Source organism: Marinomonas sp., assembly GCF_039940335.1.
In the GTDB taxonomy this organism is placed as follows: Bacteria; Pseudomonadota; Gammaproteobacteria; order Pseudomonadales; family Marinomonadaceae; genus Marinomonas.
The window spans coordinates 725,257-740,979 of the sequence record NZ_JBDVGW010000013.1 but is presented as its reverse complement, the minus strand read 5'-3'; the positions used below and the strand labels follow the sequence as shown (position 1 = coordinate 740,979).

General features: G+C 45.2%; 11 protein-coding genes and 1 tRNA gene. 6 read left to right on the top strand and 6 right to left on the bottom strand.

Going from position 1 to position 15,723, the window contains the following annotated elements; all coding sequences use genetic code 11:
* The first annotated feature begins 98 nt into the window (after positions 1-98).
* The 3 genes from ABJF92_RS13225 (at position 99) to ABJF92_RS13215 (ending at position 2,156) form a co-directional block, all read left to right on the top strand.
* Positions 99-620 carry a TetR/AcrR family transcriptional regulator gene (locus ABJF92_RS13225; RefSeq protein WP_446816253.1) on the top strand — a complete coding sequence of 174 codons (522 nt, stop codon included), beginning with the start codon at positions 99-101 and terminating at the stop codon, positions 618-620.
* Positions 617-1,666, top strand: coding sequence for an alcohol dehydrogenase family protein (locus ABJF92_RS13220; RefSeq protein WP_446816252.1), 1,050 nt, complete (start codon positions 617-619; stop codon positions 1,664-1,666). Before ABJF92_RS13225 ends, ABJF92_RS13220 begins: the two co-directional genes overlap by 4 nt.
* 160 nt (positions 1,667-1,826) lie before the next feature.
* Positions 1,827-2,156 carry a DHCW motif cupin fold protein gene (locus tag ABJF92_RS13215; RefSeq protein ID WP_446816251.1) on the top strand — a complete coding sequence of 110 codons (330 nt, stop codon included), beginning with the start codon at positions 1,827-1,829 and terminating at the stop codon, positions 2,154-2,156.
* A gap of 55 nt (positions 2,157-2,211) precedes the next feature.
* Here the strand turns inward: ABJF92_RS13215 and ABJF92_RS13210 are convergent, their stop codons facing one another.
* The gene (locus tag ABJF92_RS13210; protein ID WP_446816250.1) at positions 2,212-2,742 is read right to left on the bottom strand and encodes a peroxiredoxin-like family protein; all 531 of its coding nucleotides are present in this window, start codon (positions 2,740-2,742) and stop codon (positions 2,212-2,214) included.
* Between the two features lie 115 nt (positions 2,743-2,857).
* Between ABJF92_RS13210 and ABJF92_RS13205 the strand changes: the two genes are divergently transcribed.
* The 3 genes from ABJF92_RS13205 to ABJF92_RS13195 all read left to right on the top strand — a co-directional run bounded on the left by ABJF92_RS13205 (position 2,858) and on the right by ABJF92_RS13195 (position 6,164).
* Positions 2,858-3,700 carry a helix-turn-helix domain-containing protein gene (locus tag ABJF92_RS13205; protein ID WP_446816249.1) on the top strand — a complete coding sequence of 281 codons (843 nt, stop codon included), beginning with the start codon at positions 2,858-2,860 and terminating at the stop codon, positions 3,698-3,700.
* 90 nt (positions 3,701-3,790) lie between these two features.
* A tRNA-Ile gene (locus tag ABJF92_RS13200) sits at positions 3,791-3,867 on the top strand.
* Positions 3,868-4,172: 305 nt separating this feature from the next.
* Positions 4,173-6,164: a methyl-accepting chemotaxis protein gene (locus tag ABJF92_RS13195; protein WP_446816248.1), complete on the top strand. Its 1,992-nt coding sequence runs from the start codon at positions 4,173-4,175 to the stop codon at positions 6,162-6,164.
* Between the two features lie 38 nt (positions 6,165-6,202).
* Here ABJF92_RS13195 and ABJF92_RS13190 read toward each other — a convergent pair whose 3' ends face one another.
* From ABJF92_RS13190 to ABJF92_RS13170, 5 genes are all read right to left on the bottom strand, one after another.
* On the bottom strand, positions 6,203-7,105 hold the full coding sequence (locus ABJF92_RS13190; RefSeq protein ID WP_446816475.1) for a response regulator: 903 nt from the start codon (positions 7,103-7,105) through the stop codon (positions 6,203-6,205).
* Positions 7,105-10,566, bottom strand: a complete 3,462-nt coding sequence (locus ABJF92_RS13185; RefSeq protein ID WP_446816247.1) for an ATP-binding protein — start codon at positions 10,564-10,566, stop codon at positions 7,105-7,107. The genes ABJF92_RS13190 and ABJF92_RS13185 overlap by 1 nt, the downstream gene beginning before the upstream one ends.
* Before the next feature lie 203 nt (positions 10,567-10,769).
* Positions 10,770-12,116, bottom strand: a complete 1,347-nt coding sequence (locus ABJF92_RS13180) for a DEAD/DEAH box helicase (RefSeq protein WP_446816246.1) — start codon at positions 12,114-12,116, stop codon at positions 10,770-10,772.
* A 140-nt stretch (positions 12,117-12,256) separates the two neighbouring features.
* The gene (locus ABJF92_RS13175; RefSeq protein WP_446816245.1) at positions 12,257-13,138 is read right to left on the bottom strand and encodes a transglutaminase family protein; all 882 of its coding nucleotides are present in this window, start codon (positions 13,136-13,138) and stop codon (positions 12,257-12,259) included.
* Entirely contained in the window at positions 13,135-15,717 is a 2,583-nt protein-coding gene (locus tag ABJF92_RS13170) for a circularly permuted type 2 ATP-grasp protein (RefSeq protein ID WP_446816244.1), read from the bottom strand. The genes ABJF92_RS13175 and ABJF92_RS13170 overlap by 4 nt, the downstream gene beginning before the upstream one ends.
* Positions 15,718-15,723 lie beyond the last annotated feature (6 nt).

The window sequence follows — 15,723 nt, the reverse complement described above, 5'->3', positions numbered from 1 at the left end:
CGGAATGCCACTTTTTTTTGCTCAAAATAAGCGACTTGATCAAGGTAGAGTGTTTGTTCTACTATGTAGGTAGAATAAATACTTTACCTTGGTGGTTTATGTTAGATAAAGACATCGCAGCAAAACTTGAAATAGCCTTTAGCCAACATGGCTTTGCACAGCCTAGCGTGGCTCAGCTTAAAACTGAGTGTCAGGTGAGCCTGCGTACTCTGTATAAATACTATCCATCGAAAGACGAAATGATCGTGGCGGCTTTAAGTTTTCGGCATGAACGTTATCTGGATTTTCTGTCGGCGGATGTGAGTGAGTTGGGTGGCGCAGCCATTGGACAGGTGTTCGATAAATTAGAGATCTGGATGAAAGATTATGCTCCATACGGCTGTTTATCTATGAACGCTATGGCGGCGTATCCAGAGAACATCATGATTCAAAAGGCGGTAAAACAGCATAAACGAGAGGTGCGAGACTTCTTAGGCAAGCTATCCGCACGGTCCGATCTGGCCACACCATTATTCATTCTACACGAAGGCGTTGCCAGTGCCTGGCCAACACTTGGCAAAGTGGCGATGGCTTCAGTTAAACAAACATTGATTTCACTATTTAAGGAAAAAGCCATATGACACAGGTAACGCAAACAATGAAAGCTGTACAGCTTATGGGCCATGGAGGCTTAGAGAAACTGGTATACCGAGAGGATGTAGCGAAACCCAACGTACAAGCGGACCAAGTATTGGTCAAAGTGGCGGCTGCAGGGGTTAATAATACCGATATTAATACTCGCCTTGCTTGGTATTCAAAAGGCGAGAGTGACCATGAAGATGCGAGTTGGTCTGGTGAGCCACTGTCATTTCCTTTTATCCAAGGGGCCGATGTTTGTGGTTATATTGAAGCCGTCGGTGAAAATGTCAGTGCCGACCGTATTGGGGAAAGGGTGATGATTGAGCCTTGTATGACACAAGTTCACGGCAAAAAAATGGCGAGTTTTTGGTACCTCGGGTCAGAGTGTGATGGTGGCTTTGCTCAATATACTGTTGTCGATAGTGTGCATGCCTTTAAAGTGAACAGTGATATGTCGGATGTAGAACTGGCTTCATTTCCTTGTTCCTATTCCACTGCAGAAAACTTACTCAGCCGTACTCAAGTCGCTCAGGCCGATACGGTGTTAATTACCGGGGCATCCGGTGGGGTTGGCTCCGCTGCCATTCAGCTAGCGAAAGCACGAGGAGCAAAAGTAATCGTGGTGAGCAGTCCTTCTAAGCAGCAAACTTTGCTTAGCTTAGGCGCGGATGTCGTGTTGAATCGTAATATGGACTTACTCGCTGAGTTAGGAGAAAACAGCGTTGATGTGGTGATTGATTTGGTGGCAGGAGAGCAATGGCCGACATTACTGAAACTTCTTAAACCTAAAGGACGCTATGGTGTTTCTGGTGCCATAGGTGGTGCTTTGGTGGCGCTTGATGTTCGAACGTTATATTTAAAGGATTTAAGCTTCTTCGGTTGTACGCATTTGGACGAAGGTGTTTTCGCACGTTTAGTGTCGCTTATTGAAGCTCGAGCGATACGTCCTATCGTCGCTAAGGTGTTTGATTTACAAGACATTCATCAGGCGCAAATTACCTTTTTGGAAAAACTGCATACTGGGAAAATAGTGCTTCGAGTGCCTTAAGAGGTTTGCCTTGGAGAGTTTGTTCAATATTTCATAAAGCTGACTTATTCCATCGCTATACTAGAGAGTTACTGAGTGATAAAACTGCGATGAATTTTTATAGGCTAGCGGATGGACCGTTTAGCGGATTGAAAAAGAACAATAAATCTAAGGTAACAAGATGCAAATACAAGACTTACCCTTTAGCGTGACGGATTGGCAAGGGGTGGAAAAAACGACCCATAAAGGGGAAACCGGCTTCGCTTATTGGCGTACCCGACAGTTTGGCAATATTCGTGTACGAATGGTGACCTACTCGGCAGGATACTTGGCTGATCACTGGTGTACGAAAGGACACATTCTTTTCTGCTTGAGTGGCGAATTAAACACTGTCTTGAAAGACGGGCGTACTTATAATTTGTCAGCTGGTATGAGTTATCAAGTGGCAGATGATGCTGAGCCACACCGCTCTTCAAGCTCTGAAGGCGCGACTTTATTTATTGTGGACTAACACTGAAAAGTTAAGCAAAACCGCTAGGGTTTTGCTTAACATAGTCTGGCTTGTGTTAAACAAGCTCACCGCGTGCAGGGTAATTCATTTCTAACACTTTACCGATGGCGCCTAGTAATTCTTTAAAGCTTGGGCGTACAAATGGCATTGTGCTGATGTTGCTCCAATAAAGCGTTCCGTCAGGTTTGATGAAGAATAGACCTGGTTCTGTGAATTCAGTTGGCTCTTCGATGCCGATACTTGTTGTACCACGGCCAGCACTGCGGTGAAGGCCCCAAGCCTGTGACTGTTCAACTGTTAATCCGTAACCTAGTGTTAGGTTATCAATATTCCATTCTTCAAAGGCTTGCTTAGCACGCTCTTCTGTATCGCTGCTCACAGCAAGTGCCGTAACACCTAGAGCTTTAAAATCTTCCGTCAAACGGCTCAGCTCTTGTAAATAGGTGCGACATAACGGGCAATGCAAACCGCGATAAACCACAACCATAGTGAAGTTTTCTGGTGTTTGGTCAGCAAGAGACCAAGGGCCAGATAGGGTGTTTACCTGTAATTCAGGGGTTTGTTGACGAGGTTTTAAAACGATCATGTTCCGCTCCTTAGTAAGATAAGTCGTCATCATAGAGCAAAGAGTGGTACGATGAGTGTTAAATAGTCTTATTTATATTGCAGATCGTATTATAGGTTGAATCGTGGGGGTTAAAATGGACCGTCTTTCATCTGTGTTGCATAACTTCCGTGCTACCGCCTCTGGCGTTGCTTGCGAGCAACATCAAGGGGTAAAAAATTTAGCTCTGTTACCGCATATTTGTTACTGGTTTTATCTTGTAGAAGGTGAGGTGAAACTGACCAGTCATAATGGGCAAACCCTACGTTTAGAGCAGGGCGACGGCTTGTGGATGGCTGTTGGTCAGTCTTTATCTCTACAAGTAATTGGAGCGTCAGCTAGCCTATTAAAGTGTGACTTTTCTTTTGGTAGTGTATTGTCCAATAAGCGTTTAAACCCTTTATTAGAGCGCCAACAAGGCTGGATTAAAGTGGCTAAAAATGATGATGTTGCTCGGCAAACGGCCCCCATGACACAGCTACTTTTACAGGAAACAATGCAGCCAAGGTGCGGTTCTAAAGTCGTGGTAGAGCGCTTGGCTGAAGCTTATTTAGTGCAATTACTGCGTGCCTTTTTACAATTTCAGCGCATTGAAGTGGGCCTTATGGCGGGTTTGAGTGATCGCAAACTGGCCCGTGCCCTAGTTGCCATTCATGACGACCCAGCACATCCTTGGCAAGTGGCTAGTTTAGCGGCAGAAGCGGGCATGTCCCGCTCAGTTTTCAGCGCCCACTTTAAACAAGCAATGCTCATGACTCCCATGCATTATCTGGCTTTATGGCGCATGCGCTTGGCCAGCCAGCGGTTGATCAACGGTGAGCGAAATTTAGCGTTATTAAGTCAAGAGTTAGGCTATCAAAGTGAAGCCGCCTTTCGTAGAACCTTTAAAAAAGTGATAGGTACAACTCCCGGCGGCTTAGTGAAGTCTATGGTAGCCTGATATAACATAGAATTTTTTAAATTAGTGGAGAAAACTGCAAGCATATCTTGGCAATGTAACCGCTAACCTATATAATTCGTGTCGCTTTTAGGGCCTGTAGCTCAGTTGGTTAGAGCATCCGACTCATAATCGGCAGGTCCCCCGTTCAAGTCGGGGCAGGCCCACCATATAAAATAAGCCCCGATAGGTTAGTGAAAACTGACTTATCGGGGCTTTTTTATGTCCTAAAATTAGCCTGCCGGTCGGTAGTTTTTAATACACAATTGCTTGAATTTTCTATTTTGAAGAATTGTAACAAATTAATACTTCTTTTCTGATTCTCTGTTTCTACCTGTTATTGTTGATGTTTACGTATTAAATGTGTAAATTTTGTACTGTGTTTGTACGATTTTTTTGCACAATTTGAATTGTAGTCTTTTGTATTTCATCAATGGAATAGCGTTTCTTCTAAAGGATTTAAAGGGGGGGTTATATGTCATTATTTTCTCGGCTCAAAGTATCACATGCCGTCACGATAGTTGGTGTGGTGCCTTCATTATTTTCAGTTATTATCATGGTGTTGCTGGTTTCTTACCTGAATCAAGAGGTAGAAGAAGGCTATATTGAAAACGACATGATTAAGCTGTCTAGTTTGTTGGGAGATGTCGCTCATCATCATGCTGTAGAAAGAGGCTTGAGCGCAGGTTTTTTGGCCAGTAACGGTGCTAGAAGTGGTGATGCTTTATTGGCGCAACGTCAACGCTCAGATCAATCAGAGCAGGCCATAAAGGAGCTGACATCTGAAGACTTTTTAGCTTTACCTCAGAGTGACCTCTCGTCTTTATTGAAGCCCATATTAGATACTTTGAAGAACAAAACAGAAACAAGAGCCAAGATAGACGGTTTGGATCTGAACAATGGTGCTTTTAGCTATTATTCAGATCTCAACCGTCGGGCCCTAGCCGCTATCAAACATATGCTGTTTGATGTCAGTGACCCTGAAGTAGCTAAGATACTTGAATCCAGGTTAGCGTTACTTTGGATGAAAGAAAGAATTGGCCAATATCGAGGCGCATTGAATGGTGTCTTCACTCAAGGAAGTGTTACACCAAAACGAAAAGTTGAAATTAGTGCATTTGCCCATGATGAACTTAATTGGCATGAAGACTTTTTTGAAATGGCCACAGATCATGATTTGGTCCTATACCGTGAAATGTTGAAGAAACCCGAATGGCTGGCTGTTGATAAGGTTCTTAATAAGTTTTTAGAACAGGAAAACCTACAGAGCATTAAAGGGCCAGAAGATTGGTTTGCCATTGCTACCGCAAAAATCAGTCTTATTGTTAACCTTTCAGACAAGATTGGCCTAGAAGTACTGGCACTAAGTGATGCAACGGTTAAGCACGCAGAGTTTTATCGACTAGTGTTGATTGTTGTATTTTTATTGTTAATTTTACCTATTATGCTGTTCGCTCGAGTGGTCGTTAAGTCCATATCAGAACGAGTTCAATTGATTAACCAAGTATTGCAAGCTGTATCGGACAAACGGGATTTAAGTGGTCAAGTTGAGTCTTCTTCCAAAGATGAGTTGGGGCAAATTATCGCTTCGATTAATGATCATTTAACTCACTTAAATGACTCATTTAAGTTGATGTTTGATAAAGCCAGTGAGTCCAAAATAAGTATGGAACAATTAGGCCTGGCTTCTCAAAGTGTACTGGCTGAAACTCAGGAACAATTCTCTCGAACAGAACAAATTGCCGCAGCGGTGGAGGAGATGTCATTAACCAGTGCTGCTATTTCAGAAGACATGCAGTTGGCAGCCACTGAAACCGAGACAATGCAAAAACAAAGTACTCTGGGCAGTGAACGCATGCAGCTGATTTTGTCTTCAATGGAAGACTTATCAAAAGAAGTCTCTGGAGGCTTTGATGCGGTGCAAAACGTTAAAGAACAAACGGACATTATTGCTTCTATCCTACAAACTATAGAGTCTATTGCAGAGCAAACGAACCTCTTGGCACTTAATGCTGCTATTGAAGCAGCCCGTGCGGGAGAGCAAGGACGAGGTTTTGCTGTGGTTGCCGACGAAGTGCGAAGCCTTGCTCAGCGAACTCAAGGTTCTACGGAAGAGATTCGTAGCATGATAGATTCTTTGGTTTCGTCAAGTCAAAATGCCCTGTACTCAATGAAAGAATGTACCGATATGTCTAGTCAAACGATGGGGGTAGTGGACGAAAACGTTTCGATGATTCAGGCATTATTTGATTCCATTGACCGTATTAATCAGACCATTGAACGGGTCGCTACTGCTTCTGAAGAGCAGTCGCAAGTGTCAGAAGAAGTTAACAGCAATGTGCAGGAAGTGAATGATAGAACTCAAAGCATCCTTACCTCCGTCACCCAGACTAATAAAGATGCTCAAGATGTGAATAAGCGCTTTGATGAAGTTCTTAAGGAAGTGGGGTCTTACACCCGCCGCTAGAAAGATAGGAAGTAGGTGTTTATTTTACATAGGCAGAATTAATCATTCGCCAACACTTTAAGCGCAATACCTGCCGCAGCGGTACGGTTTTCGACGCCTAGTTTAGGGAATATTTGTTCTAGGTGTTTATTAACCGTGCGAGGGCTCATATCCAAAATCTGGGCAATGTCGCGGTTCGTTTTGCCGTTCGCTAACCAGTGTAAAACTTCCGATTCACGTTCGGTTAAATCCAGTTTTTGCTTCAATAGGTGAGGGCCAGTAGGGCGCTTACCATCTTCCAGTTTAAGTAGCCTTTCTTGTCCGGTTTGATTGTTAACCATTTTGACGGATAAGGGGTAATCCAAATTTTGTAGTTGTATTCGGCTATCAATGGCGGGGTTTTGGCTAAGCCAAAGGCGCAGTTGCATCGCCATGTCATTTTGTTGCCAGTCATCTGTGGCACGGGCTTTGGCAAATAGTGCGTAGGTTTGTGGGGTGGCCCATTCGATATCGCCAGCATCTGAAACTGTCATTAAATGCTGTCCGGTACTGTCGAGAGCCAACTGTGCGCTGTTGGTTAACCTTGCATTATTGAGATGAACTTTCATTCTGGCGATCAGTTCATTTGGCTTAATGGGCTTGGTTAAATAGTCCACACCGCCAGCTTCTAGGCCTTTTACAATATCGTCCGTATCGGATAATCCGGTCATAAAAATAACAGGAATCGTGGCCAGATTAGCGTCGGCTTTGAGTGCTTTACAGGTTTCAAAGCCATCCATATTCGGCATGATGGCGTCTAGCAAGATAATGTCTGGGCGTATGCGCTTGGTAATAGTGAGTGCTTGCTTACCCTCTAGAGCAACTAGAATATCCATGTTGGCTGTTTCTAAAGTATCGTTAATAAGACTTAACGCATCAGGTGAATCATCGACGACTAAGACAATGTCATTCTTGGCGGCCATCATAATTTTGTGTCTCCCGATTCTGATTGCTGCTGACTGTGTTCATTTAGATAGCTCGAAATAAGATCAAATTGAAAGGCTTTATAATAGCGTTGTAATTCCTGTTGTCCTTCAACGGGGATCAGATCTAACTCTGCTATTTTTTCTAAACACTTACCGATTCCTTTACGGTAACCCATTTCGGCGAATGCGCTTAACTCTCGAAATATTTCATGATCTGGTAGTTTGATTTCTGCGCTTGGGACATTGATGATTTGAGGGCTAGGCGTAGCGTTGGGTAAGATTTTAGCGGGTTGTTCTGTGCCTTGAAATACCCAATCCAATGAAAGATGTTCCGCTATTTTTGTCAATAAAGTGAGGTTGTTCACCGGCTTCACTAAATAATCGTTAAATGCTGCCTTTTCATCAGGTAGGCGATGGTGCTCCTGAGCATCAGCGGACAACATGATGATGGGGGCGCTGATATCTTGCTGGCGTAGGGTCTTTGCAAGCGTTAAACCATCCATACCAGGCATTGAGACATCCAGCAGAATCAAGTCCGCGTGGATTATGTCGATTTGCTCTAGAGCATGTTGAGCGTTGTGTGCTTCGTAGACAATAAATGACAAAGGTACTAATAGATCGGACAACAGGCCTCGTACAATTGGATCGTCGTCAACGATTAAGAGTTTCTTTTGGTAACCCTGATAACCAATAATACGCTGCTTCGGACTCTCTCTCATGACTTGATCATTCACCCAAGGCAGCATCAGGCTGACTTTAAATTCACTGCCTTGACCAAGCTTACTATCTGCTTGTAAGTCGCCCCCCATAATTTCTGTGAGCAACTTAACGATGGTGAGGCCCAAACCTGTGCCCGGTAAGTTGGCTGTATCAGTGTTCCGCACTCGCTCAAACGGGTCAAAGATACGGGACAGGTGATCTTGCTGTATACCAGGTCCGGTGTCTTTGATGATGAATTCTGCCACTTGATTACGATAGTGAATATGAAATTCCACCTTCCCTTGGGGAGTGTATTTTACCGCGTTGGATAAGAGGTTAATCAGGATTTGGCGCAAGCGCTTTTCATCAGTGATCACAGAGTTAGGCAAAGGGTCGCGAATATGGCTATGGAACTGAATGCCCTTGCTGGTGGCTTGCATGGAAAACATATTACATAACTGATCAATAAGAGCAGGCAGATCCACCGTATCGCGATACAAATCCAGTCGTCCTGCCTCAATTTTGGATATATCCAATAAACCTTCAATTAGATCAGCAAGGTATTGTCCGCTGCGTTGGATAATGTCTAAGCCATGCTGATGTTGAGGTGGGGTTTCATTCTTCTCCGAGAGCAATTGGGCATAGCCAATAATAGACTGCAATGGGGTTCTTAATTCATGGCTAATGCCTGTAAGGTAACGACTCTTCGCAGCATTAGCGCGCTCGGCCAGTTCTTTTGCAAGTTGTAAGGCTTTATCGGTTTCTTGGTGAGCATCGATTTCTTTGGTGAGCTTACGGGTTTGTCGATTAGATTCTTTCTGCGCCACCACTCGGCTTTCATGGGCGAGTAAGAACAGCCAAGATAACACTCCCGATACGATTAATAGGGTGAAGAATAAGGTCCACATGGTTTGGCCGAGTAGAATCTCTTCGGCTCGCGTCTGTGGCGCCATTTGTCGGTAGATAAGTGCCATCAAGGCCGCATTGATGAGGTTGATTAGCGCCAATAAAGAAACGAACTGACCTAGCCGTGAATTAATCGCTCGTACGATTTTTTTCGGTAAAAATAAGCGTTGAAAAGCGATACTTTGCTGTGTCACACGTGCGTGAGGTTTACAGCTATCTAGGCAGCGAGAGTCTAGCGAGCAACAAAGCGAACAGATTGGCTGCATATAAGCGGAGCAATAGCTCATATCAGCTACTTCAAAATCGTTTTCACAGATTTCACAGGTTAAAGTATGGTGCTGCTGCTGTGGGGCTTTATCCACAGCAATCTCTATATAGGGTAATAATTCAGGAGATTGGCGTGCTAAGTAGTATTTTCCCTTAGTTAGCCAAGCGATAAGCGGGACAAAAATGAAGCAACTGGCCAAACTGACAAAGTGGCATAAAGCTTTGGCGACTTCACCAAATACTTCTAGGTAACTAATCAGCCCTAAAATGGTGGCGATTAGCATGGAACCGGTGCCAACAGGGTTGATATCGTATAAATGAGAGCGTTTGAATTCTACATAATCTGGACTAAGTCCTAGGGGTTTGTTGATCAAAAGGTCTGCGGATAAACATCCTAGCCAGCTCACCGCCGCAATGGCAAAAACACCCAATATCGCTTCAAGGGCTTGGTAAATGCCCAGCTCCATCAGTAGTAAAGCAATGACCACGTTAAATACTAACCAAACGACTCGGCCTGGGTGGCTGTGGGTAAGTCGCGAGAAGAAATTAGACCAAGCAATAGAACCCGCGTAGGCGTTGGTTAAGTTGATTTTCATTTGGCAGATAAACACCATCACCGCGGCCATAATGAGGGCTAAGGCGGGAGAGTTGGTTAAAAACTGAAAAACCTTTTGGTACATATGGGTTGGATCGGTGGCTTGATCAAATTGCAAACCGCTTTGGTAAGCCTGAAAAGCTAGGAAAGACCCTAGCAGCATTTTCAGTGCTCCCATGAACACCCAGCCAGGGCCTGCTAACGTCAGCCAGAACCACCAGCGTTTTTTATTCTCGGAGGTCTTCTCTGGCATAAATCTCAGGTAATCCACCTGTTCGCCGATTTGTGCCATTAGCGCAAAGAGCACCGAGGCGGCTGTACCGAAGAGAATAATATCGAAGCCATCACTGGACGGAATATGAGGGATGGAAAATTCAGTCCAGGCAGTGAAGCTTTCGTATTCGTTAAAAACCACCACAATCAGCGCTGTAAATTGCAGCACCAGCCATAGGTATTGGGTCGCCCCTTGAAAGCGACTAATGGCGCGAATGCCATGGGTTACGATCGGAATAACAAATATGGCAGATAGGGCATAGCCTATGGCTAAGGGAATATGAAACAGTACTTGCATGGCTGAGGCCAAAATGGCGGCTTCGATAGCAAAGAAAATAAAGGTAAAGGTGGCGTAAATGAGTGAGGTAATGGTGGAGCCTAGGTAGCCAAAGCCAGCGCCACGGGTAAGCAAATCAATGTCTAAACCGTGTTTTGCAGAATAATAAGCAATGGGGAAACCCGTGATGAAGAACACGAATAGTACGGTCAATATAGCGGCTACTGCATTGCTAAAGCCATAGTTCAATGTAATGGCTGCAGCAAGACCTTCAAGGGCTAAGAAGGCCGTCGCACCAAGAGCGGTGTGAGCCACTCGCTCTATGCTCATATTACTACCTCGTTTGGAGGTATAACGCAGAGCGTAGTCTTCTAATGTTTGGTCAGCGACCCATTTATTGTAATGACGACGTACCTTAAAAATTTTTTGTGAGGCAGACATAGTTATCTCAATTAAGGTGACCACTCAGTCACAGGTGCACCACAAGAATACAATAAAACAAACGCGCGAAAAACCAGTGCAAGAAACAAGCTCAAAAAAGCGACAAGGCAATAAGTACGTCGAAATTATGGTGTGATGTAGAAAAATAATTGAGGTGTTGCAGACTTCATGCCACTACAGGGTGCAGTGGCATGAAACGAGGTTTAGTCTTGGCTTGGACGAGGTTTACGATTGCGGCGAGCAGGGGCTAAAGGCTTACTGCGCAGTCCTTGTCCTGGAGTAACTTCGGCTTTCGCTGCTGCAGGTTTATTACGTCTAGTTGTCGCGTTACCTGAGTGATTAGCATTAGCAGATTTAGGTTTTTTGGGCTTCTTAGATTTGATTGGTCGTGTGTCTAAGGTTGTGTCTGGAAGCATATGAGTAGGCATAAAGTCATCTTCATAACGACGCTCAATCAATTTCTGTGTTAGGCGCTCGATGGCTTTAAGTTGATCTAATTCATCGGCACTGACCAAGGAAATTGCTTGCCCCGTTGCGCCTGCACGGCCAGTACGACCAATACGGTGAACATAATCTTCGGCGACATCGGGTAAGTCAAAGTTGACCACGTGAGGAAGCTGTTCAATGTCTAGGCCACGGGCAGCAATGTCGGTAGCAACTAGAATTCGAATACGACCTTCCTTGAAATCGGCTAAGGCTCTCGTACGAGCCCCTTGGCTTTTATTTCCGTGGATTGCGCTCGCACGAATACCTGCCGCCTCTAATAATTTTGTGATCTTGTTGGCGCCGTGTTTGGTGCGAGAGAAAACCAGTGCTTGTTCCCAATCTCCATCACTGATCAGCTGGATAAGCAATTCGGTTTTACGCTTTTTATCCACTGGGTGTAGCCACTGTTCAACGGAAACCGCTGTCGCGTTTCTTGGCGTCACGGAAATTTCCACAGGATTATTCACCAAGCCTTTGGCAAGTTGGCGAATTTCTGGGGAAAACGTCGCAGAAAATAGTAGGTTTTGGCGTTTTTTCGGCAAGATAGCCAATATTTTTTTGATGTCGTGAATAAAGCCCATGTCGAGCATGCGGTCGGCTTCATCTAAAACAAGGATTTCAAGTTGATCAAACTTGATGGCTTTTTGGTTATATAGGTCCATCAAACGACCGGGGGTCGCGATAAGAATGTCTGCGCCTCGGCGTAGCGCCATCATTTGTGGATTGATTTTTACGCCACCAAATACCACGGTGGATTTTAGTCCAAGATGTTGGCCGTAGTTTTTCACGCTTTCTGCAACTTGCGCCGCTAATTCGCGGGTAGGAGTAAGGACAAGTGCGCGAACTTGGTTGGCTTGGGCATTTTGACCCTGACTAAGACGTTCTAATAGAGGAAGGGTAAAACCTGCCGTTTTACCGGTGCCGGTTTGCGCCGCAGCCATAACGTCTTGGCCTTCTAAAACCGCAGGAATCGCTTGTGCCTGAATGGCAGAAGGCTCGGTGTAGCCTTGATCCGCAATGGCTTTAAGAATCGGGGCAGACAGCCCAAGGGTGTTGAAACTCATACGTGGTACTCATTGTTTATTGCATCTTTAGGAGGGGCACGTTGCTGATGGTTCAACACCCGTGACTATATTGAGGTGGAGCTTACCCTATATCCCCTTTACATGCTATGAAGATCATCTACCGACAGGGCAGATAAAGCTTAACTGCGCCTTACGTCCACCGATACCGCCAGTTGCTGATTACTGCCCCCTTCAAAAATAACCCCTTGCAGTGGTGTTACATCGGAATAGTCTCGCCCCCAAGCCGTTACTATGTGCTGATCGCTTGGCATGATGTTATTGGTCGGGTCAAATTCCACCCAGCCTAATGACGGTATAAACACAGCAAACCAAGCGTGGGATGCGTCTGCTCCCACCAATTTTTCTTGCCCTGGTGGTGGTAGTGTTTCCAGATAGCCGCTCATGTAGCGCGCAGGTAAACCCACGGAACGAAGGCAACCAATGGCTAACTGGGCAAAGTCTTGGCATACCCCACTTCGTTGTTCAAGTACTTGCTCTAAAGGCGTCGCAACTGTGGTGGCATTTGGGTCAAAGGTAAATTCGGTGAATATTTTGTTGGTAAAGGCTAGGGCCGCACTCAATACTGGCTGCTCATCACTGAATATTTCGTCCGCATAGGCATTGAGTTCTGCCGAGCTTTTTATCTGTGGAGAATCTAGGACATACTCTTTGGCCACACGTAGTTCTGGTGTGTTCGGGTTAGCAAAAAGAGCACGCAATTCTCCACAGGTAATCGGGTGATCTGCCAAGGTCTTCTTATGATCCAATGGCGTGACTTCAAAGTCTGTAGTGACATCGATTACCAGTTTTTTATGAGCTTCTTGAATGGAAAAGTAAAAGGTCTGGTTACCAAAGTAATCCTGACTTTCGCTCTGATAAACCGGCGGTGGATTGATTTGCACTTTCTGGTTCAAACAAAGCTGGTTATGAGTGTCACGAGGTAAGAGATGGGCCATGTTGTAGCATAAGCTCACCGGTGCGCCGTAAGTATATTCCGTTATATGGCGAACGCGATACCTCATACATTGATCTCCATAGTGCTTTTCATAAGGGGTTGTGGACCTGTGGTGTGGTCGAAATATTTGTCGCTAATTAAAACTGTGAACTGCTCCAATTGATCCAATAACTGGGTCATCATTGTCGCTAACTGCAAGCGCGTTTGGCTTTCGTCATCAACTTTCGCTAGTACTTCAAGATCGGCCAGCTGAATGTCGTTCAAAGACTTAATGATCAAACGGCTTTCAGGGCTCAGCCCTGCAGTGGGCATGTCATTTCTTGGTAGCTGTTTTATGTACTTGTGAAGTTGTTGTACTTGATAAAGGAGAGATCTTGGGTTGGTGTCGTCGATCATTAATAGGTCTAGGCCGTAAGCAATGCGGGCACGATTACGATAACGGCGACGGAATGAGATCAAGGCTTCCACGCTCAACAATACGGATTCTAATATTTGTTGTTGAGGCACGTCGCTCAAAGGTTGAGTCAGTGCAGATTTGAGTAACTTAGCGGTTTGCAAGGCGCGTTCGGTACGACGACCAATTTCTTGGAAGGTCCAGTCTAAGCCGCGCAGCATGCTTTCATGGTTTAACCCAGATAAGGCCAGCAAAGAGGTGACCAAACTGTCTAACGACTCTTCGGGGGCATCAGGTAGGCCGTCTTGATAGGCTGCATCTAGGGCTTGGATATGATCTCGTAACTCATTGATGATGATGCGCGTATCTGCAGACAGCATTTCTTTTACTTGCTCACTACAACCAAGCATGGCTTGTAGATTCGACTTGATCGAGCCTGGACGAGTGCCATCGGTAATAATGGATACCAACTCTTCTTCAGGGTTATCAAGAAGTTCTTGCTCTGCATCGATAAAGCCCGGTAAGCAGCCTGTTTGCTCAGAGGCCATTTCTAGTAGGATTTTTTGACTTTCCATCGGCAGAGGGTCAACGCCGTTCATCTGTTTAAAGACGGTTCGCAGCAAACGCATGCTGATTTCCGCACGTTCTGCGTAACGTCCCATCCAGAAGAGATTCTCCACCACTCGGCTTGGCAGGTTGGTTTGTAAGGCCTCATCTTGCAGTAAGACTTGATCATTGAGTACCGAAACTTTTTGTTCGGCTTCCTTCGCTAAGACCCAGGTGTCCTTACTTTTCGATTGGGACAAGTTGGACACAATAGTGTCTTCTCCTTGGGAACCCACACGCGACAAGCCACCTTTCATGATGCTGTAGCTGTCTTCATTGGCCACAGAGAAAGTACGTAATAGGCTAGGGCGAGGGTTTAGTTTGTCACTTTCCCACGTTGGCGATATGGAGCCTGGAATATAGCTTTGTGCCACGTATAGGTGAGGTGTCTTGCGAATCATTGCCAAGGTTTCTTGGATTTGCTCGGCATTTAAAGTATGACCATAAATGCTGCCGTTAATACGGCTACGCATGGCTGGCTTAATAATCAGTTTGGTGATGTTGGCGCAAATGTACTCTAGGTCTTGTGAGTCGCCACACCACCAAGTCGCCACCGATGGCAAACTCAAGGGCTCACCCAATAAAAATTGACTGATGGCGGGTAAAAACTTAAGCAGAGCAGGGGCTTCTAAAATGCCACTGCCAAGAGGGTTGGCAAGCACTACATTACCTGCCCGAGCAGCTTCCAGTAAGCCGGGGACACCCAAGAAAGAGTCCGCTTTTAGCTCAGCCTGATCACAATATTCATCTTCCACATGGCGCAGAATAACATCAACACGAGCCAAGCCATTTAGCGATTTCATCCAAACAGCACCATTCCGTACGGTTAAATCACTGCCTTGCACTAAGGGGAAACCTAGATAATTGGATAGGTAAGCTTGTTCGAAGTAAGTATTACTGTAGGCTCCCGGAGTTAAGAGCACGATACGTGGAGTATCTGTCCAAGCGCTGGTCAATTTCGACAGCATGCTTTTCAGCGATTGAAAATACACGGATAACTGATGTACTTGGCTTTCTCTAAAAATACTAGGAATGACCCGAGAAATTACCGTACGGTTTTCTAAAGCATAGCCTGCACCACTTGGTGCTTGGGTGCGGTCGCCAATGACATGATATTGACCGTTTTTATCATTTACCAAATCGACTGCGTGCAAAAGTAGTTGGTGGTCTCCGGGTACACTTATGCCATGACATGGGCGTAAGAAACCTGGATGACTGTAGATGATTTCCGCAGGAATAATACCGCTTTTGATGAGATTTTGAGGGCCATATAAGTCTTTCAGCATGAGGTCAAACAAGTTTGAGCGTTGTTTTAAACCGGTTTCGATGACCTGCCATCTGGCGGTATCAATAATATGAGGAAGAAGGTCCAGCGCCCATACACTAGGCGTTAATGGATCGCTGGATAAATTATAAGTCGCCCCGTCTTCACGTAAAATACGCTGGGCACGACGCTGACGTTCGTGAATGCCACTGTGACCTAGTCCACCTATTTTATTGAGTAAATGCTGCCAATGAGGTCTTGGTAAGCGATTCTCGGCAAAAGCTTCATCAAAAGCGTGAAGCGGTTGCGCATAGGTGAAGGTTGAGGCCACGGAAGGAATTTCTTCGGTGGCCATCATGGTTTGACTAGATTGCTGTTGCATAAATTG

Excerpts from the sequence above, each read along its gene's own strand:
- ABJF92_RS13215 (WP_446816251.1), top strand. The coding sequence starts at position 1,827 with ATGCAAATACAAGACTTACCCTTTAGCGTGACGGATTGGCAAGGGGTG.
- ABJF92_RS13180 (WP_446816246.1), bottom strand. The coding sequence starts at position 12,116 with ATGAGTTTCAACACCCTTGGGCTGTCTGCCCCGATTCTTAAAGCCATT.
- ABJF92_RS13175 (WP_446816245.1), bottom strand. The coding sequence starts at position 13,138 with ATGAGGTATCGCGTTCGCCATATAACGGAATATACTTACGGCGCACCG.
- ABJF92_RS13220 (WP_446816252.1), top strand. The coding sequence starts at position 617 with ATGACACAGGTAACGCAAACAATGAAAGCTGTACAGCTTATGGGCCAT.
- ABJF92_RS13185 (WP_446816247.1), bottom strand. The coding sequence starts at position 10,566 with ATGTCTGCCTCACAAAAAATTTTTAAGGTACGTCGTCATTACAATAAA.
- ABJF92_RS13190 (WP_446816475.1), bottom strand. The coding sequence starts at position 7,105 with ATGGCCGCCAAGAATGACATTGTCTTAGTCGTCGATGATTCACCTGAT.
- ABJF92_RS13205 (WP_446816249.1), top strand. The coding sequence starts at position 2,858 with ATGGACCGTCTTTCATCTGTGTTGCATAACTTCCGTGCTACCGCCTCT.
- ABJF92_RS13170 (WP_446816244.1), bottom strand. The coding sequence starts at position 15,717 with ATGCAACAGCAATCTAGTCAAACCATGATGGCCACCGAAGAAATTCCT.
- ABJF92_RS13225 (WP_446816253.1), top strand. The coding sequence starts at position 99 with ATGTTAGATAAAGACATCGCAGCAAAACTTGAAATAGCCTTTAGCCAA.
- ABJF92_RS13210 (WP_446816250.1), bottom strand. The coding sequence starts at position 2,742 with ATGATCGTTTTAAAACCTCGTCAACAAACCCCTGAATTACAGGTAAAC.
- ABJF92_RS13195 (WP_446816248.1), top strand. The coding sequence starts at position 4,173 with ATGTCATTATTTTCTCGGCTCAAAGTATCACATGCCGTCACGATAGTT.